Annotated in this window: 18 protein-coding genes; all 18 read right to left on the bottom strand. The window is 68.4% G+C overall.

Translation table 11 applies throughout. The features are described from left to right. Window positions 1–10: 10 nt before the first annotated feature. Window positions 11–2545, bottom strand: coding sequence for an aminopeptidase N (gene pepN, locus VG502_RS15370; protein ID WP_325550944.1), 2535 nt, complete (start codon window positions 2543–2545; stop codon window positions 11–13). An 18-nt stretch (window positions 2546–2563) separates the two neighbouring features. Then, complete coding sequence (gene htpX / locus VG502_RS15375) at window positions 2564–3445, bottom strand: zinc metalloprotease HtpX (protein ID WP_325550945.1); 882 nt, start codon at window positions 3443–3445, stop codon at window positions 2564–2566. Between the two features lie 39 nt (window positions 3446–3484). Then, window positions 3485–4933: an NADH-quinone oxidoreductase subunit N gene (locus tag VG502_RS15380; protein WP_325550946.1), complete on the bottom strand. Its 1449-nt coding sequence runs from the start codon at window positions 4931–4933 to the stop codon at window positions 3485–3487. Further along, window positions 4930–6423, bottom strand: a complete 1494-nt coding sequence (locus VG502_RS15385) for a complex I subunit 4 family protein (RefSeq protein ID WP_325550947.1) — start codon at window positions 6421–6423, stop codon at window positions 4930–4932. Before VG502_RS15385 ends, VG502_RS15380 begins: the two co-directional genes overlap by 4 nt. Window positions 6424–6425: 2 nt before the next feature. Continuing rightward, complete coding sequence (locus tag VG502_RS15390; protein ID WP_325550948.1) at window positions 6426–8477, bottom strand: NADH-quinone oxidoreductase subunit 5 family protein; 2052 nt, start codon at window positions 8475–8477, stop codon at window positions 6426–6428. Then, window positions 8474–8779, bottom strand: coding sequence for an NADH-quinone oxidoreductase subunit NuoK (nuoK, locus tag VG502_RS15395; RefSeq protein ID WP_325550949.1), 306 nt, complete (start codon window positions 8777–8779; stop codon window positions 8474–8476). The genes VG502_RS15390 and nuoK overlap by 4 nt, the downstream gene beginning before the upstream one ends. Further along, the gene (locus VG502_RS15400; RefSeq protein WP_325550950.1) at window positions 8776–9351 is read right to left on the bottom strand and encodes an NADH-quinone oxidoreductase subunit J family protein; all 576 of its coding nucleotides are present in this window, start codon (window positions 9349–9351) and stop codon (window positions 8776–8778) included. Before VG502_RS15400 ends, nuoK begins: the two co-directional genes overlap by 4 nt. After that, window positions 9348–9839: a NuoI/complex I 23 kDa subunit family protein gene (locus VG502_RS15405; protein WP_325550951.1), complete on the bottom strand. Its 492-nt coding sequence runs from the start codon at window positions 9837–9839 to the stop codon at window positions 9348–9350. The genes VG502_RS15400 and VG502_RS15405 overlap by 4 nt, the downstream gene beginning before the upstream one ends. Then, the gene (gene nuoH / locus VG502_RS15410; protein WP_325550952.1) at window positions 9836–10801 is read right to left on the bottom strand and encodes an NADH-quinone oxidoreductase subunit NuoH; all 966 of its coding nucleotides are present in this window, start codon (window positions 10799–10801) and stop codon (window positions 9836–9838) included. Before nuoH ends, VG502_RS15405 begins: the two co-directional genes overlap by 4 nt. Next, on the bottom strand, window positions 10802–11341 hold the full coding sequence (locus VG502_RS15415; protein ID WP_325550953.1) for an NADH-quinone oxidoreductase subunit C: 540 nt from the start codon (window positions 11339–11341) through the stop codon (window positions 10802–10804). Then, on the bottom strand, window positions 11338–11931 hold the full coding sequence (locus VG502_RS15420; RefSeq protein WP_325550954.1) for an NADH-quinone oxidoreductase subunit B: 594 nt from the start codon (window positions 11929–11931) through the stop codon (window positions 11338–11340). Before VG502_RS15420 ends, VG502_RS15415 begins: the two co-directional genes overlap by 4 nt. Beyond that, on the bottom strand, window positions 11928–12296 hold the full coding sequence (locus VG502_RS15425; RefSeq protein ID WP_473964773.1) for an NADH-quinone oxidoreductase subunit A: 369 nt from the start codon (window positions 12294–12296) through the stop codon (window positions 11928–11930). The genes VG502_RS15420 and VG502_RS15425 overlap by 4 nt, the downstream gene beginning before the upstream one ends. A 121-nt stretch (window positions 12297–12417) precedes the next feature. Further along, window positions 12418–13290 carry an SGNH/GDSL hydrolase family protein gene (locus tag VG502_RS15430; protein WP_325550956.1) on the bottom strand — a complete coding sequence of 291 codons (873 nt, stop codon included), beginning with the start codon at window positions 13288–13290 and terminating at the stop codon, window positions 12418–12420. 170 nt (window positions 13291–13460) lie between these two features. Next, window positions 13461–13865: an NUDIX hydrolase gene (locus VG502_RS15435; RefSeq protein WP_325550957.1), complete on the bottom strand. Its 405-nt coding sequence runs from the start codon at window positions 13863–13865 to the stop codon at window positions 13461–13463. 54 nt (window positions 13866–13919) lie between these two features. Then, window positions 13920–14705, bottom strand: coding sequence for an amino acid ABC transporter ATP-binding protein (locus tag VG502_RS15440; RefSeq protein ID WP_325550958.1), 786 nt, complete (start codon window positions 14703–14705; stop codon window positions 13920–13922). Continuing rightward, window positions 14702–15640, bottom strand: coding sequence for an amino acid ABC transporter permease (locus VG502_RS15445; RefSeq protein WP_325550959.1), 939 nt, complete (start codon window positions 15638–15640; stop codon window positions 14702–14704). Before VG502_RS15445 ends, VG502_RS15440 begins: the two co-directional genes overlap by 4 nt. Further along, a complete protein-coding gene (locus VG502_RS15450) occupies window positions 15637–16605 on the bottom strand; it encodes an ABC transporter substrate-binding protein (protein WP_325550960.1) in 969 nt (322 codons plus the stop codon). The genes VG502_RS15445 and VG502_RS15450 overlap by 4 nt, the downstream gene beginning before the upstream one ends. Before the next feature lie 25 nt (window positions 16606–16630). Then, window positions 16631–18205, bottom strand: coding sequence for an amidohydrolase (locus tag VG502_RS15455; protein WP_325550961.1), 1575 nt, complete (start codon window positions 18203–18205; stop codon window positions 16631–16633). Between the last annotated feature and the right edge of the window lie 49 nt (window positions 18206–18254).

Raw genomic sequence — 18254 nt, forward strand, 5'->3', positions numbered from 1 at the left:
GGCACAGTGATCAACCTTTCGTGGTCGGATGCAGTGGCGACTCGGCGAACCGCTCATGGGCGATCAGGGCTCGATCCAAGCGATCAAGCGAATCGGTCAGGGCGCGGCGTACTCCGGGTGAGTTGTCCGGGGAGGCGATCGCCCGGCGGGCTGCGTCCGCGACGGCGGGTTCGACAGCGCGGTGCGGGAAGGCCGAAACCACGAACTTCTCGGCTGCCATGTCGCCGAATTTCTTGGGGACAGTGGGCAGTTCGGCGAAGAACCGGTCGATGTAGGAATGCATGAGGTCGGTCGCGTCGTTCTCGCCATACCCCGCGAAGAAGCCCTGGGCGACCGCGAGCGCCTCGTAGTTGGACAGCGCCGACTCGCCGTAGAGCCGCTCCCACGCCGCGGCCTTGGCATCCTCCGACGGCAGCGCCGCGCGCGCCTCGAGCGTCGAGAGGTGGCCGCTCAGACTCTCGTCGCGGGCAGCAGCGGCGTCGATGGCGGGACCGTCGACCAATCCGAGTTCGGCCTGGCGTCCGAGGACCGACCAGCCGAAGTCGTCGTCGCCCGATGCGGCGGCCGGGCGGCCGTCATCCGCCGCCCATCGGGAAAGGAGCTCGGCGTCGGTGCTGGTCGCTGCCACCAGGCGTGCCGCGGTCAGGGCTTCCGGAGACGTCTCGTCGACAGCACCGAGACGACGACATCCGGCGTCCACCAGGAGCGTCCGTGCCCGGGCCGAATCCTGGTGTGGCACAAGGCGATAGGGGAAGAGCCTGCGCACGAGGCCGGCCAGTATGTCGCTCAGGGACGACACGTCCTCCAGCGGCCAGCAGGCGGCGAACACCTCGACGACGCGCCGTGGGTCGATGCGTCCGGTGTCGGCTCCACCCAACAGCGCGGTCCACACACCGAGCCGGATCAGCGGGTCGGTCGCTGCCGCGAGCTCGGTGTTGACCGACTCCAGGGACGCCTCGTCGAGGACGGTGGTCGCCCAGGTCAGGTCGGAGGAGTTCGGCAGCAGGAGGCCCGCGCGCGACCGGCCGGTCAGCTCGGGGACGGCCGTCCGAGCGGTGTCCGCGTGCACGCGCACCGCCTTGTCCACGCCGCCGTCGCGGACCGCGGCGATGTCCAGCACGTGCGACCGCGTCGTGGCGTCGTCCGTCGTCGGCGTGACGACGAGGTCGGCCCGGGTGATCGTCCCGTCCTGATCGTCGACGTCGAGGCTGATGTCGTCGACGCCGGAGCTGCGCAGCCAACCCTGCGTCCACTCGTCGATCGATCGGCCGCCGGCGTGCTCGACCGCACCGAGGAAGTCTGCCATCGTCGCGTTGCCGAAACTGTTGTCCGTCAGGTGCTTTCGGACCCCGGCGAGGAAGGCGTCGTCCCCGACATACGCGGCGAGCTGGCGTAGCGCCGACGCGCCCTTGGCGTAGGAGATGCCGTCGAAGTTGGTCAGCGCCGACTCGGCATCCGGTGCCGGGGCGCCGGCGACCGGGTGGGTCGACGGGCTGCGGTCGACGCCATATCCCCAGGTTTTGCGGGAGATGCCGAAGTCGACCCAGGCCTCGGTGTAGCGGGTCGCCTCGGCGGTCGTGCGGTGCGCCATGTATTCGGCGAACGATTCGTTGAGCCAGAGGTCGTCCCACCACTGCATGGTGACCAGGTCGCCGAACCACATGTGCGCCATCTCGTGGGCGATGGTGTTGGCGCGGGTCAGCAGTTGCGTGCGGGTGTGTGCGCCGCGGAAGACGTATTGGTCACGCAGCGTCACGCAGCCGGGGTTCTCCATGGCGCCGGCGTTGAACTCCGGGACGAAGAATTGGTCGTATTTGCCCCACGGATAACGGATTCCGAAGAGCCGGTGGTAGTAGTCGAACGACTGCTTGGTGACCTCGAAGATGTCGTCGCGCTGCGCGTGCAGTTGCTCTGCGAGCGATGCACGGACGTAGATGCCGAGCGGGATGCCGTCGTGCTCGTCGGTCTCGACGGCATACGGGCCGGCGCAGACCGTCACGAAGTATGTCGACAGCGGTGGCGTCGTCGCCAGGGTCCACTCGCCGGGCGCGGTCCGCTGCGCGGCACCGTTGCCGGCGACGATCCAGTCCTGCGGGGCGCGGACCCGCACGTCATACGGCGCCTTGAGGTCGGGTTGGTCGAAGCACGCGAAGATCGACGGTCCGGCGTCCAGGAACGACATGCCGTAGACGTAGTGCTGCCCGTCGGCGGGGTCGACCGCACGGTGCAGGCCCTCGCCGTCGTGCCGGTAGCGCATGGTCGACACCACGCGCACGACGTTCTCCGCACGCAGGTCAGCGAGCGGCACCCGTTCGCCGGCGACCGATGCCGGGTCGATCTCGTTGCCGTTCAGGGTGATCGACGCGACGGAGACGGCGTCCAGGTCGAGGAAGGTCGACGCGCCCGGCTCGCGGCAGGTGAAGCTGATCGTCGTCTCGGAACCGAACATCTCGTCACCCTGATCGAGATCGAGTGCCAGGTCGTAGGAGGTGACGGCGATCAGGTCGGCACGTGCCTGTGCCTCGGTGCGCAACAAGGAACCCATGATGGGCAGACTTTCACGTCAGCGAGAGATCTGCCGGCCGTATGCCTGATCCTCCAGTCGCTGAATGCGCTTCGCGGTGGGCGGGTGGGTCGACATCAGGCGCGAAACGTCCTGTGCCCGGAAGGGATTGGCGATCATCATGTGGCTCGCGTTGACGACCTTCGGCTCGGGTGCGAGCGGTGTCTGAGCCGTGCCGACCTCGAGCTTGCGCAGCGCGGAGGCGAGGGCCAGCGGGTCCCCGGTGAGCTGCGACCCGTCCTCGTCGGCGTCGTATTCGCGGGTCCGGCTGATCGCCAGTTGGATCATGCTCGCGGCCACGGGCGCCAGGAACGCCATCGCCAGCATCGCGAGCGGGTTCGGGCGGTCGTCGTCGTTGCCGCCGCCACCGCCGAACATGCCGAACCACATCATCATCTGGGCGATCGAGGTGATGATGCCGGCGAGCGCGGCAGCGATCGACGAGGTGAGGATGTCGCGGTTGTAGACGTGCATCAGCTCGTGGCCGAGCACCCCGCGCAGCTCTCGCTCGTCGAGCAGATCGAGGATGCCCTGGGTGCAGCACACTGCGGCGTGCTGTGGGCTGCGCCCGGTCGCGAACGCATTGGGCGCGTCGGTGGGTGAGATGAACAGGCGCGGCATCGGCTTCCCGGCCTTGGTCGACAGCTCCCGGACGATGCGGTACATGCCCGGTGCCTCGATCTCACTGACGGGGTAGGCACGCATCGCCTTGATCGCGAGCTTGTCGGAGTTCCAGTAGCTGTATGCCGTGGTCGCCACACCGATCAGCGCGAAGATCCAGATGTAGCGACCGCCGGCGACGAGCGCGCCGATCGCGAGCAGCACGACCCAGATGCCGCCGAAGAGCGCAGCGGTCTTCAGGCCGTTGAAGTGTCGGTGCATACCCGGGAAACGTGCGTGACCAGCAGGTTTGTTCCGGACCTATCGACCGACGAGCTGCAGCAGCGAGTGCGGGGCGATGCTGGTCAGGACCAGGGCCAGCGCGCCGACGATCACCAGGGCGTTGTGCACCGGGTGCAGCGCCTCGGGGTTGTCGGGATCCTTGCGCTTGCCGAAGAGGATCCGCAGCCAGCGCAGGTAGACCGCAACGCCGAGCATTGCGTTGATCGCGGCGATGATGGCCAGCACCCACAGCCGGCTACCGGCGACGGGACCGATCGCGGCGACCTTCGCGACGAGACCGATCACCGCGGGCGGCAGCCCCATCAGGGTCAGCAGCGCGAGGGCGAGAGTGACCGCGAGCAGCGGCCGGCGCTGCAGCAGTCCCCCGTATGACGCAAGGCGTCTCGCGTGCTCGCGTCCGTCCGCATGGGCGAGCGCGGTGACCACGATGAAGGCGACCAGTGTGGCGACGGCATACACGATCAGGTAGGCGGCAGCCGACCGGACCGCCCGCGAGGAGACGGTCGCCAAGGGCAGCACGACCCAGCCGGCCTGTGACACGGTCGACCAGGCGAGGAAGCGCAGGGTGCTCTTCTCGCGCAGTGCCATCAGGTTGCCGAGCGTCATGGACAGCGCGGACAGCACCCCGATCGCGGCCAGCGCCGACGTGCCGAGCACCGTCACGCCACGGAAGATCACCAGCAGGGCCGCCAACGCCGCGACCTTGGAGGTCACGGCCAGGAAGGCCCCGATCGGGACCGACGCGCCACCGAACGCCTCGGGCGTCCAGGCGTGAAACGGCACCAGCGACAGCTTGAACGCGAGCCCGGCGACGATGAAAACGACTGCGAGGACGAGGATCCGGCGCGAGTCCGGGTCCGCGGAGGCGTCCAGCACCGCGTTGCCAGAAAAGAGCGCGGACCCGGTCGCCGCGAACCACAGCGCGGCGCCCATGACGGTGATCGCGAAGCTCACCAGTGACGTCGTCAGCAATGCCAGCGAACCGTCGACCGCGGCACGGCGGGCGCGCAACGCCACCAGCGCGATGGCGGGCAGGGTCGCCAGCTCGAGCATCACCAGCCAGGAGCCGAGGTCACGAGCTGCCACCACACCCGTGGCGCCGGCGGTCGCCGTGAGTACGAGCGTCGCCTGCACCGCAGCGCGCTCGGCCGGGACACGAATCGGCAACGCCAGCAGGGCGACCACCGCGCCACTGACCAGTGCGGTCAGCTGCAGTCCGACGCCGACGTGGTCGACGGCATACAGGCAGGTGTTCTGGGGCAGGCAGAGGGTACGGCGCGGGTTGTCGGCCGAGGGCAGCGCGCCGGGCACCGCTGTCGCGGCGCCGATCAGCAGCAGCGCGGCAGCGATCGCCCAGTGCACCCGGCCGAGCCGGGGCACGATGGCGTCGATCACCAGCAGCAGGATGGCCCCGACGGCCGGGATCAGGACGGGGGCCAGCAGCCACCAGTCGTAGGTCAGCTTCATCGCCCGATCACCGCCATCAGTTGGTCGACCGCCCCGGACGTGGTGTTCAGCAGGGTGAGGGGTATGACGCCGAGCACGATCACGGCAGCGCTCAGAACACCGGTGACCAGCCACTCGTTGCCACGGGCGTCGGTGGCAGGTTCGGGCTCGGGCGGCGTGCCGCCGTGTGCCGAGCCCTGCCAGACGATCCGCAGCACACGCAGCGCGTAGGCCGCCGCGAGGACCGCGCCGATCGACGCGAACGCAGCGAGCACACGGAACCAGCCCATCGGCCGGTCGCCGCCGGGGGTCCAGGCTCCGAAGATCGCCAGCACCTCTCCCCAGAAACCGGCCAGCCCGGGCAGCCCCATCGACGCGGCGAAACCGATGACGAGGGCCAGGCTCAGCCGCGGCGAGACGTCCCGCAACGAGCGCGGAACGGCCTCCAAGTCGTCGTCACCCCAGCGGTGCTTGAGCCCGCCGACGACGGCGAAGAGCAACGCGGAGATCGCACCGTGCGCGATGTTGGCGAACAGCGCCGCCTGCAGACCGATCGTGGTGCCGCTCATCAGGCCGAGCAGCACGAAACCCATGTGCGCCACGGACGACCAGGCGACCAGCCGCTTGAGGTCGCGCTCGACCATGCAGACGAGCCCGCCCCAGACGATGCCGATGACGGCCAGTGTCCCGATGTATGGCGCCAGGCGCTGAACACCGTCCGGCAGTGGCGCCACGACCAGGCGGACCACGCCGTACGTGCCCATCTTCAGCAGCACCGCGGCGAGCAGCATCGACCCCGCGGTCGGCGCGATGGTGTGTGCGCGCGGCAGCCAGGAGTGCAGCGGCCACATCGGCACCTTGATGCCGAGTCCGATCAGCAGGATCGCGGCGACGGCGGTCTGCTTGCCGGGCGACAGCTGGTTCGCGGCGATACCGGCCAGGTCGGTGGTGCCGGCGGCGAAGGACATGGTCAGGATGCCGACCAGCATCAGCGTCGAGCCGAGCACCGTGTAGAGCACGAAAGTGTTTGCGGCACGGGAACGTTCGCGAGCATCGCGGCGGTCGCCGAAGCGCCCGATGAGGACCCACATCGGGACCAGCACGACCTCGAAGGCCAGGAAGAAGCTGATGGCGTCCTGCACCAGGAAGGTGGCGATGCCACCGCCGATCACGAGCAGGAGGCACCCGAAGAAGGTCGCCGGTGTGCCACCGGCGGGGAGTTCGTGCCGGGCGTGCAACACGACGAGCACGCCGACCGCGGCGGTCATCAACAGCAACGGGACGCTGATGCCGTCGACCGCCAGGTGCAGGCGCATCCCGATCTCGGGGACCCACTGCCGGTTGAGCACCGGGCGCTCTTTCGCGATCAGGATCGTGGCGAGCAGCGAGGCGATCGTCGCGACCAGCGACACGATGTATGCCGTGTGCCGCCCCACCGAGCGGAAGCTGCGGTCACCGACCACCAGCGCCAGACCGGCGACGACGGGTGCCAGCGGAGCGATGAAAAGCATTGCTACCACAGGATCACTCCCATCAGACCGACCACGACGAGTCCGAAGGACACCGCCACCAGGCCACTGGTGGGGCGGTGGTTGTGCACCCGCTCGGCGCGCTTGATCAGTGCCCCGGACAGTTCGGGGAGGCGTTGCACGCCGTCGTCGATCCGGTCGTCGGTGCGAGCGACCAGGTGCGCGAGGCCGAGGATCGGACGACCGAAGGCGACATACAGCCGATCGACGTCGAAGCCGCGGGACGCGGACGCGCGCACGAAGGTCGGGATACGGGCCGCGGCGTCACCGTAGACGGTGCCGACGGACATCAACCGGACGAGCAGCGCGGCGGCGCCCATCAGCAGCAGGGAGGCGCCGATCAACCAGACGTTGGGGTGCTTCCAGTCGACGTCGAGCATCGGTGAGAAGACCAGCAGTCCGCCGACCACGGACAGCAGGGCGAGCAGCTGCAGGCCGAAGCGCGCTCCCCCACCCGGCTGTTGCTCGGACAGCGGCGGCTCGTCCTCCAGCGGTTGCTCGAGGTCCGGGTGCTCGGTCTGCCGGCCGTGGATGTCGACCTGCGGCAGGTCGGTGAGCATCTCGACGATGCCGACGTCCTGCACGTCGTAGCTGTCCTCGACCCACTCGCGCACCTGCACCCGCTGGCTGCCGGTGCGGTGGATCAGGATCAGCCACATCCGCATCGTGTACGCCGCGGTGAGCAGCACGACACAGATCAGCGCGGCGAACGCGATGCGCGCGGGGAGGTCGCCGTCGATGCCGCGGCGGGCGGCCTCGTCGATGATGAGGTCCTTGGAGGCGAAGCCGGCCAGCGGCGGGACCGCAGCGAGCGCGAGCAGGCCGATGCCGACCATGCGCCGGGCTTCGGGATATTTGCTCAGCGCTCCGGACAGTCGCTCGACGGTCGTGCCGCTGACGAGGACCGACAGCCAGCCGATCATGAGGAACAGCAACGCCTTGAACATCGCGTGCGAGAGCAGGTGCGCGATGCCGAGATCCGCCGACCCGTCCGCCGCGACGACGGCGAGGCCGAGCAGCATCAGACCGACCTGGGACACCGTCGACCAGGCCAGCAGCCGCTTGAGGTCGTGCTGACAGAAGGCGAGGATGCCGGCGCCGACCATCGAGACCGACGCGACGAGCGCGAGGATGACACGGGCGGTGTCGGACAGCTCGAGCAGGGCGATCAGCTTGCCGAGCACGACAGTGCCGGCCGCGACCATCGTCGCCGCGTGGATCAGCGCGGAGGCGGGGGTCGGGCCCTCCATCGCGTCGGGCAGCCAGTCCTGGAACGGCACCTGCGCGGACTTGCCGGCCACCGCACAGATGAGGCAGAGCAGCGCCGCGGTCAGTGCCGTGCCGTGGGTGTCGGCCACGGCCGACCAGTGCCGCACGATGTCCTCGACGCCGGTGCTGTGCGCGCCCAGCGACAGGATGGCCAGCCCGATGACCAGCGGGGTGTCGGCGATGCGGGTCACCATGAATGCCTTGTATGACGCCCGCCGCGCCTTCTCCCGCTCGGACTCGTGACCGATGAGCAGGTAGGAGCACCAGCCCATCAGTTCCCAGCCGACCAGGATCAGCAGCACGTCGCCGGACAACACCACCAGTTGCATGGCGGCGGTGAACAGGCCCACGGCAGAGGCGAACTGGCGATAACGCGGGTCGCTGTAGAGGTACCACCGGGTGAAGAGCTGGACGACCCAGGAGACCAGGCCGACGGCGACAGCGACCAGCACCGACAGCCGGTCGACCTGCAGGTGGAGCGGCACGTCGAAGCCCGGTCCGAGCGGCAGCGACCCGATGCTGTCCGGGCCTGCGACGGCCCCACCGCGGGTCTCCTGCACGAGCAGGGCGATCGCCGCGACGAGGCCGAGGAAGCTGAACACGCTCGCGATCGCGAAGGCTCGGGAACTGCGCCGGGTGCCGAGAACGATCAGCACCGGGATCGCGACCTGCAGCAGCACGGCGAGATGGCTGGGCTGGATCGGGAAGTCGACCGCGAGGGTGCTGGCGTCGAACCGGCCGTCGGCCACGAGGTGGCTGAGCATCATTCGCGCTCACCCGCTTGTGCCATGTCGATGTTGCCGCGGGCGCGGAAGACGGCCAGGATCACGCCGAGCGCGACGGCGATCTCGGCAGCGGCGATGGTGATGACGAAGATCGTCATCACCTGACCGGCGCGCATCGTGTCGGGGGTCAGCGATCCGACCGCGACGAAGAGCAGCCCCGCCGCGGCGAGCATCAACTCGACACCGATCAGGACCAGCACGGCGTTGCGACGCGCGAGTACGCCATACAGCCCGATGCCGAAGAGCAGCCCGACGACGACCATCGGCAGCGCGGAGTGGATCACTTCGCGCCCTCCTTCACCGTGTCGTGCGCTGTCTCGTGCGTCGGGTCGGGCGCTGCATCCTGCCGTGGGCCGCGACCGATCGGCAGGCGCGCCAGGGCGAGTGCGGCGATCAGCGCGACCAGCAGCAATGCCGACAGGAGCTCGAACGGCCAGACCCAGCTGCCGAAGAGCCGTGTCGCGAGGAGGTGCGTGGTGCCGCCGTTGACCCGCGTCCGGTGATTGCCGAACGCACTGATCAGCACGGTCGCGAGCAACGCCGCGGTGGCCGCACCGACGACGAGCGCCGCCGCACGCTGCATCAGCGACGTGTCGTGCTCGTGGCTGCGACCGACCGGCGCACGCGTGAGCATCAGGGCGAAGAGTACGAGTATGACGACCGCGCCGACATAGACGAGAAGCTGCACCAGCGCTACGAATTCGGCGCCGAGCACCATGTAGCACCCCGCCAGTGCACCCAGGCTCACGATCAGCCAGAGCGCTGAGTGCACGAGGTGCTTGGTGCTGACGGCGAGCAGGCCGGAGGCCACGCTGATCGCCCCGGCAATGGTGAACAGCACGTCGTATGTCGTCACTCCGGCACCTCACCCGCGCCGGTGTCGATGCCCGTGTCGATGTGCGCCGGGGGCGGGACGGTCGGCATCCACTCGCCCAGCTTGTCCTTCTCGTGCAACAGGTTCCGGATGTCGCCGTCCGCGTATTCGAACTCGGGACTCCAGAAGAGCGCGTCGAACGGACAGACGTCGATGCAGATCCCGCAGTACATGCACAGGCTGAAGTCGATCGCGAACCGGTCGAGCACGTTGTGCTGTCGGGCGCGGCCGCCCTCGGTCTCCGCCGGCGTCGTCTCCTTGTGGGAGTCGATGTAGATGCACCAGTCCGGGCACTCGCGGGCACACAGCATGCAGGAGGTGCAGTTCTCCTCCAGCAGCGCGATCACGCCACGGCTGCGCTCCGGCAGGTCCGGGTGCACGTGCGGGTACTGCTGGGTGTGGGCGTGCGTGACCATCGTGCGACCCGTGGTCGCCATACCCTTTGCGAGGCCACTCAGAAACTTACTCATTGAGACGTCACCACCACTCCGACTGCCGTTATTGCGAGCTGCAGCAACGCGATCGGGACGAGACCGAGCCAGGCGACCCGCTGCAGCTGGTCCTCACGCAACCGGGGCCACGCGACACGGATCCAGATGATCAGGAACGAGAAGATGCCGCCCTTGATGAGCATCCACAGCCAGCCGACGTGGTGGTCGAAGGGTCCGGTCCAGCCGCCCAGCCAGAGCGTGGCCAGCAGGAACGACATCACGACGATGCCGGCGTATTCGGCGAGCAGGAAGAGCGCGAACCGCAGGCCGGTGTATTCGGTGTAGGGACCCATCACCAGCTCGGAGTCGGCGACCGGCATGTCGAAGGGCGGGCGTTGCAGCTCGGCGGTCGCCGCGACGAGGAAGACCAGTGCGCCCGGCAGCTGCCAGATGAGCCACCACGGGTTCCACGCGTGCGCGATGCCGACCAGCGACAGGGAGCCGGCGGCGATGGCGAACGACGCGCTGACCAGGATCAGCGGCAACTCGTAGGAGACCAGCTGCGCGGCGGTGCGCATGCCGCCGAGCAGGGAGTACTTGTTGCCGCTGGACCAGCCGGCCATCAGCGTGCCGACCGTGCCGACGCCGCTGACCGCGAGCACCCAGACCAGGCTGCCCGGGACGTCGGCACCGAAGAAGTCCGGGCCGAAGGGGATCACCGCGAGCGCGAGCAGGTAGGACACGATGCCCAGCGCGGGCGCCACCCGGAAGACGCTCTTGTCCGCGGCGAGCGGGACGATGTCCTCCTTCTGGGCGAACTTCACGCCGTCGGCGACCAACTGCGCCCAGCCGTGGAAGCCGCCGGCCTCCATCGGTCCGAGGCGGCCCTGCATGTGTGCCATGACCTTGTGTTCGGTCTGTCCGACCAGCAGCGGGAGCACGAGGAACGCCGCCAGGACACAGACGGAACGCAGGACGATGTCGAGGATGTCGCTGCCCATCTACCGCGGACCCCAGGATTCGTCGGGAACGCCGGGCGGCTGCATGCGGCGGCGCGGCGCACGGGCCGGCTTGCCGTCCGTGCCGCCACCGCCTGGCTCCTTGGCGCCGGGCCAAGGCTTGCTCGCACGAGCGACGAGAACGAACGACTTGCGCAGCGGGTGACCGTCGAAACCGTCCGGTAGCAACAGTTTTCGCAGCTTGGCATGGTTGGCGTCGGTGTAGTCGTCGAAGCCGATGCCGAACATCTCGTAGGTCTCGCGCTCGTGCCAGGCGGCGCCGGCCCACAGGCTGGTGCAGCTGGGGAGGGTGTCGCCGTCGGCGATGCGGGTGCTCACGAGAGTTTCGCGCAGGGCGCCGGGGGTGACGTCATACAGGTGCACGACGATGTCGAAGCCGGCCGTCTCGTCGGCGTCGGTCTGGTCGACGGCGGTGAGGAAGTCGAAGAAGCCGAAGCCCTCGCCGCGCAGGCGCTCCAGGGTGCTCAGCCAGTCCCCGGGCTCGCAGTTGACCGCGGGGACCTCGTAGGTCTGCTCGGTCACGCCTTCTTCTCCTCAGTGGGAGGAGCGACCAGCGGACGGCTCATCTCGGCGGCGGACGCCTTGCGCCCGGCATACCCGCCGAGCTTGGCGCGCAGCCCCTTGGTCTGCAGCCGCTCATCGGCGATCTGCTGCTGCAGCACCTGTATGCCGTGCAGCAGCGCCTCGGGACGCGGCGGGCAACCGGGCACGTAGACGTCGACCGGGATCAGCTGGTCGACGCCCTTGGTGACGCAGTAGGAGTCCCAGTAGGGTCCGCCGGAGTTGCTGCAGGCGCCGAAGCTGATGACGTACTTGGGCTCGGGCATCTGGTCGTAGAGCCGCCGGACGGCGGGCGCCATCTTGTCGGTGACCGTGCCGGAGACGACCATCAGGTCGGCCTGCCGCGGGCCAGGCGCGAAGGGGATCACGCCGAGCCGGATGAAGTCGTGTCGGGCCATCGACGCGGCGATGAATTCGATGGCGCAGCAGGCCAGTCCGAAGTTGAAGACCCACAGGGAGTAGCGACGTCCCCAGTTGAGGACGAGCCGCATCGGCTTCGGCGCGACGGCCTGGCCGACACCGACGCGGGGCATGGGCAGGTCAGTGGTCATTTCTTATCGTCCCAGGTGAGGAGGCCGCGACGGGCGGCGTGCAGTAGCCCGACCAGAACGACGGCGATGAAGATCGCCATCTCGACCAGGCTCGCAACGCCGAGGTCGTGGTCGCGCAGCACCAGCGCCCACGGGAAGAGGTAGACCGCGTCGACGGCGAAGACGACATACAGGAAGGCGTAGGTGATGTAGCGGAAGTGAGTCTGGGCCCAGCCACCGGTCGCCGGATCGACGCCCGACTCGTAGGTCGTCAGCTTCGCCAGGTCCGGCGCACTGGGCGCCAGCAGGCGCCTGGACAGCATCGCGGCAACGAAAAGCACCGCTCCGGCGACACCGACGCCGAGCAGCACCAAGTAACCGGTCACTCCCGAGGACACCCGGGCAGCCTAACCAGCGGGCGGGGTCCCGTGCATGAGGCTCTCCCGGAATGGACGGTGCAACCGGTCAACGGCGCTGCTTCGGGTGTCTCGGCGCCACTCCCCTCGCTCAGAGGCCGAGCCGGGAGATGTACTGGTCGGCGTAGGCCTGCTCGCCCGCGGCGTTCGGGTGCACCGGCACGTAGTTCTTGCCCCAGAAGGCGGGCTCGACCCAGCGGGTGCCGACGGGCTTGCAGGCGTCGTGCCCGACAGTGGGCGCGGACATGTCGACGTAGGTGACGCCCGTTGCGGCTGCGGCGCGCTGCACCGCGCTGTTGAGCGTCGCCTCGATCGAGTTCACATAGGCGACGTCCCCGGATGCGATGGGCATCACGGCGAAGCAACTCGAATTGTCGGCCGGCATCACGTGCGGGTAGCCGGCGATCGCGACCCGGGCGTTCGGCGCCTTCGCCCGCACGGACTTCAGCGCAGCGACGAGGTTCGGGTAGGTGGAGTTGTTGATGCTGTTGGCGAAGCTGTCGCCATACATCGTCTTGCAGGGGCTGCCGTAGCCGGCCGTCGCCATACCCGCGCTGCCGCAGGCGGCGATCATGTTGATGAACGTGTTGTTGTCGTTGCCGCCGATCGTCATGGTGACCAGATCGGTGGAGGTGCTCAGCGCGTCGAGTTGCGGCGCCACGACACCGAACTGCTTCGCCGTGAAGTCACCGGTCGTCGCGCCGCCGCACGACACATCGGTGAGCGCGAACCCCTTGGCAGCGGCGATGACGTGCGCGGAGTTCAGCGACGACTGGGTGCACTCGGGTGCAGCATCCGACAGCGGAAGGATGCCGGAACCGGCGCTGTAGCTGTCCCCCATGGCGACGTAGTTGAGCGGGGCGGGTGCGGCGGTGGCCGCCGGCGCGGCCAGGCCGGCAGATGCGACGACAGCTGCTGCGAGTGCGACAGCAGCCCGACGACGGTGGTGCTTCAAGGGATTCACGAGTCATCCGATCGTTCGAGAGCATGCAGGAGCAGGGACCGCAAGGGACCGTGTCGTCCCGATGGAGGCCACCAGACCTGTGACGCACATCACGTCCGGGTAACTGTGGAGCACAAGTTACCGACGGGTCAATACCTTGGGCGATCTCTCCGCGACCTCTGCGCGCCGGATCAGTGACCAGCACGCAGGGCTGGGAAGACCCTGAGTGCCAGCAATGGCGCAAGGTCGGCCGGTGCTTCGGAAGACAGGTCCGCCCAACGCAATTCGGCGATCTCGGCGGCAGGATCCCCCACAGGGACATAGGCGTGCTCATACACGGTCGCGGTGACCGTATGACCTGGTTCGTTGGCGGCATCCGAGGCGAACGTGCCGACCAGCCGCAGGTCTGCGGCATGCACCTGTATGTCGAGCTCCTCGCCGACTTCCCGCACGGCCGCGTCGATGGCACGCTCCCCCGGCTCGAGCTTGCCACCGGGGAACATGAACTTCGTCGTGCCGGATTTTCGGACCGTCAGCACGCGGCCCTCGGGGTCCCGGAACACGACAGCACTGACAACGATCTCCGAACCGGGCACGACCCGAGGTTATCGACGCCGCGACGGGAGCCGAGTAGCCCGTTGACCCTCGAGTCACCGCACGCTGGCCAGGAAGTTCCTGGTGCGCTCGTGCTGCGGGTCGTCGAGAACCTCGCGGGCTCGGCCGTGCTCGACGATCACACCGTCGGCGAACATCGACAACGTGTCACCCACTTCGCGGGCGAAGCCGATCTCGTGGGTGACGACGACCATCGTCATACCGTCCTCGGCGAGTGCCTTCATGACCACCAGGACCTCATCGACGAGCTCGGGGTCGAGCGCGGAGGTCGGCTCGTCGAAGAGCATCACCTTCGGGTGCATGGCGAGTGCCCGGGCGATGGCGACCCGCTGCTGCTGACCGCCGGACAGCTGATGCGGCTTCTTGTGCGCGTGCGCCGCCAGGCCGACCCGCTCGAGCTGGGCGACCGCTTCGTCGTGCGCGACCTTCTTGGACCGGCCGGCAACCTGCACCTGCGCGCACATGACGTTCTCGATCACGCTCTGGTGCGCGAAGAGGTTGAACCGCTGGAAGACCATGCCGATGTCGGTGCGGAACTTCGCGAAACGCTTGGCGTTCCACGGGTGGTACTTGTCCTGGGCACGGTCGAAGCCGACCTGCTGATCCAGCACGCGCAGGCTGCCGTGCTCGACTGCCTCCAGACCGTTGATGCAACGCAGGAACGTGGACTTGCCGGAGCCGGAGGGCCCGACGATGCAGGCCACTTCCCCGGCATCGACCTCGAGGTCGACGCCGCGCAGGACCTCGACGTCGCCGAAGCCCATCCGCACCTGCTCGGCAACGACGACCGGCGCGTTCTCGACGGGGCTCTTCTCACTCATGCCATGACTCCTGCCGAGGGTGCGTTCTGCTTGCGGAGCAGCCGGTCGGCCACACCGCCCGTGCGGACCATGCGGACCGCGTCGGAGCCGAAGCGCCGCTCCAGCCGCGACTGCAACACGGTCGCGATGGCGGTCAGCACCATGTACCAGACGCTCGCGACGATCAGCAGCTCGATGATCTGGTTGTTCTGCTTGTAGATCTGGCTGGCGTTGGTCATCAGGTCGTGGCCGGCGACGACATACACCAGCGATGTCGTCTTCAGCATCGAGATGAACTCGTTGCCGGTCGGCGGGATGATGATCCGCAGCGCCTGCGGGAGAACGATGACCCGCATCCGCTTCGCGGGCGTCATACCGAGTGCGTATGCCGCCTCCGTCTGACCCGAGTCCACGGCCTGTATGCCGGCCCGGACCGTCTCCGCGAAGTAGGCCGCCAGGTTGAGACCGAGGCCGAGCATGGCCGCGGTGAAGCCGGTCATCACCTCGTTGGTGTCCCAGTAGACGCCGGTCTCGGTGAACGGGATCTTGACGATGAGCAGCGGGAAGAGGAAGGCCAGGTTGTACCAGAAGATCAGCTGCACCAGCAGCGGTGTCCCACGGAAGAACCCGATGTAACCCGTTGCGGTCCAACGCAATACCGGGTTGTGGGCCAGTTTCATGACCGCCAGCACGACGCCGAGGACGAGACCGAGGACCGTGGCGAGGATCGAGATCTCGATGGTCACCCAGATGCCGTCGATGATCCGCTTGTCGAACAGGTAGTCACCGACGACCGACCACTCCAGTCGCGGGTTGGCGACGATCTCCCAGACCAGCCACGCCACGATCGCGAGTACGACGATGCCGGCGATCCAGCGCTGCACGTGTTTGGGCCGGGCGACCGGGATCTCGCGCCCGTCGGACGGGTCGACGATCGGTGCTGTCCGCGCGCTCATTGCGTGCCCCCGTTGATGGTTGCCTTCTGCACGGCGAGCCCCTTCATGTTGTATGCCGCGAGGATCCGCTGGTACTGCCCACCGGCGATCAGCTTGTCCAACGCGCTCTGAACGGCCGAGATCAGTTTCTTCCCAGTGGGATTCATCGCGATGCCCCATGGACTCTCGGTGCCCTTGAGAGCGACGACGTCGAGCTGCTGCTTCGGATCGGCAGCATGGCTCGCAGCGACCACGTAGTCGGTGATGTTGGTGTCGGCCCGGCCGCTCTTGAGCGCGAGCAGTGCGTCCTGGTCACCGGTGAAGCGCAGGATCTTGATCTTCTTCTTGCCCGCCTTGGTGCAGGCCTTGCTGTATTTCTCGGTGACCGCGAGCGAGGACCCGTTGTCGACCACGGACACCGTCCGCCCGCAGAGGTCGCCCGGGCCGGTGAGGTTGTCCGGGTTGCCTTTTCGGACCTGCATCGCGGCGCCCGCCAGAACGTAGTCGACGAATGCGACCTTCTGCTGGCGCTCCTTCGTGTCCGACATCGAGGACATGACGATGTCGTAGCGCTTGGTCAGCAGGCCCGGGATCTGCGCGTTGAAGTCGGCGTCGTTGATGGTGATCCGTAGGCCGAGCACGCGTGCGATGGCGCGGCCGAGCGCGGGGTCGACACCGATGATGGTCGAGCCGTCGGACGCGAAGAGTTCCATCGGCGGGTAGCCCTGGGACGTGCTGAACTGCAGGCCGTTCTTGCGCACCGCGGTCGGCACCAGCTTCGCCAGCTTCGGGTCCGGAGAGATCGAGTTGATCGTCTTCGCAGCGGGTTCCAGCTTCGGAGCGTCCTCGGAGGTCAGCGCTGTCGCAGCGGCCGCTTCGGACGCATGCAGGTCGCTGAGCGGCCGGGCGCCGCAGCCGGCGACCAGGACCGCGCCGGCGAGCGCTGCGGCCGAGCAGGCGACGAGATGTCGGGAACGGGCGATCATCGAGACTCCTTCGGGAGGTGCTGGTTCATCGTTGCCACCGGACGACCCCACCCACCACGGTGGTGAGCACGGCGGTGTCGCGCAGTTGTGCCGGCGTGGCTTCCAGCGGGTCGGTGTCGACCACGATGAAGTCGGCCAGCCGCCCCGGCGTGAGCAACCCCTTGTGCTGCTCTTCGCCTGCGGCATACGCGGATCCGAGCGTGTATGCCGTGATCGCCTCACCCACGCCCAGTCGTTGCTCGGGCTGCCAGCCCCCGGCGGGCGAGCCGTCGGCGCGAGCACGGGTGGCGGCGGCATACAGGCCGTGGAAGGGGTTCGGTTCCTCGACGGGGGCGTCGGAGCCGAAGGCGAGCGGCACCCCGGCATTGAGCACGTCCCGCCAGGCGTATGACGCAACGTCGCGATCACCGAGCAGCGTGTCGACCAGCTCGATATCGCTCGTGCAGTGCGTCGGCTGCATCGACGCCACCACGCCGAGGGCGGCCATCCGGCGGATGTCGACGGGTCGCAGGTGCTGAGCATGCTCAATGCGGTGTCGCAGGCCGCTGCCTCGCGTTGCGACGTGTTCGTAGGCGTCGAGCACCGACTGTGCGGCGCGGTCGCCGATCGCGTGCGTGGCGACGGCGATCCCGGCCGCGTCCGCGAGCGACACCAGGCGCAGCAGCTCCTGCTCGGAAGTGACTGCCATGCCATGGTTTTCGGTGCCGGTGAACGGCTCGGTCAGATGACAGCTGTGCGACCCGAGCGCCCCGTCACCGAAGAGCTTCACCGGACCGGTCGTGACCCAGTCGTCGCCGTCACCGGTCTTGCGGCCCTCGTCGATCGCGACCTCCAGCGCACCGACCGGGATGGCCTTGTGCACCCGGAGCCCGAGATGTCCCTGGTCGCGCAGTCCGAGGTATGCCGCGCGCACCACTTCACCGTCGATGTCGTGGATGCTCGTCAGGCCGACGCTGTGCAGCAGCTCCTGGACGCCGAGCAGTTGCTCGGGCAGGTCCGCACGCGACGCCTCGCGAGCGAGTTCACGGAACTGGGCGATCGCCGACTCGCGCACGATGCCGGTGAATTCGCCGTTCTCGTCGCGGTCATAGGCCCCGCCGACCGGGTCCGGAGTGCCCGTGTCGATGCCTGCGATGCGGAGGGCAGCGGAATTCACCCACGCGCTGTGGCCGTCGATGCTGTCCAGCACCGCCGGGCGATCGCCGAGCAGCGAGTCCAGCGCCAGCCGGCTCGGTCTGCCACGGCCCGCCCAGCGGTTCGCATCCCATCGTCCGCCGGAAATCCATTGCCCCGCGGTCGTTTCCGCGGCGAAGGTTCCGACCCTGCGCAGTGCATCATCCAGGTCGAGGGCGCCACGAAGGTCGACCGCGGTGAGGCTCTCGGCGAGGTTCTCGGTGTGGATGTGCGCGTCATACATGCCCGGCAGCACGCAGGCGCCGTCGAGGTCGACCAGCTCAGCACCGGCACCAACTTCAGCGTGCACATCCGCCTCGTCACCGACCGCGACGATGCGTCCGGCCTCGGTCGCGATCGCGGTCGCCACGGGGTCGCCGGGCACTCCGGTCCGGATCCGGGCGTGACGGAAGACCTGCACGGGCATCAGTAATCCTCTTGCTCGTCGAGAAGCCCATTGCGGGCTGGGCCGGCAC

The sequence above is a fragment of the Flexivirga sp. genome (genome assembly GCF_035551235.1).
In the GTDB taxonomy this organism is placed as follows: Bacteria; Actinomycetota; Actinomycetes; order Actinomycetales; family Dermatophilaceae; genus Flexivirga.

What these genes read in the sequence shown, in the direction of transcription:
- VG502_RS15390 (WP_325550948.1), bottom strand. Translation starts at nt 8,477, where the DNA reads ATGATGCTCAGCCACCTCGTGGCCGACGGCCGGTTCGACGCCAGCACC.
- VG502_RS15385 (WP_325550947.1), bottom strand. Translation starts at nt 6,423, where the DNA reads ATGCTTTTCATCGCTCCGCTGGCACCCGTCGTCGCCGGTCTGGCGCTG.
- VG502_RS15445 (WP_325550959.1), bottom strand. Translation starts at nt 15,640, where the DNA reads ATGAGCGCGCGGACAGCACCGATCGTCGACCCGTCCGACGGGCGCGAG.
- htpX (WP_325550945.1), bottom strand. Translation starts at nt 3,445, where the DNA reads ATGCACCGACACTTCAACGGCCTGAAGACCGCTGCGCTCTTCGGCGGC.
- pepN (WP_325550944.1), bottom strand. Translation starts at nt 2,545, where the DNA reads ATGGGTTCCTTGTTGCGCACCGAGGCACAGGCACGTGCCGACCTGATC.
- nuoH (WP_325550952.1), bottom strand. Translation starts at nt 10,801, where the DNA reads ATGGGCAGCGACATCCTCGACATCGTCCTGCGTTCCGTCTGTGTCCTG.
- VG502_RS15380 (WP_325550946.1), bottom strand. Translation starts at nt 4,933, where the DNA reads ATGAAGCTGACCTACGACTGGTGGCTGCTGGCCCCCGTCCTGATCCCG.
- VG502_RS15450 (WP_325550960.1), bottom strand. Translation starts at nt 16,605, where the DNA reads ATGATCGCCCGTTCCCGACATCTCGTCGCCTGCTCGGCCGCAGCGCTC.
- VG502_RS15405 (WP_325550951.1), bottom strand. Translation starts at nt 9,839, where the DNA reads ATGAGTAAGTTTCTGAGTGGCCTCGCAAAGGGTATGGCGACCACGGGT.
- VG502_RS15440 (WP_325550958.1), bottom strand. Translation starts at nt 14,705, where the DNA reads ATGAGTGAGAAGAGCCCCGTCGAGAACGCGCCGGTCGTCGTTGCCGAG.
- VG502_RS15455 (WP_325550961.1), bottom strand. Translation starts at nt 18,205, where the DNA reads ATGCCCGTGCAGGTCTTCCGTCACGCCCGGATCCGGACCGGAGTGCCC.
- VG502_RS15420 (WP_325550954.1), bottom strand. Translation starts at nt 11,931, where the DNA reads ATGACCACTGACCTGCCCATGCCCCGCGTCGGTGTCGGCCAGGCCGTC.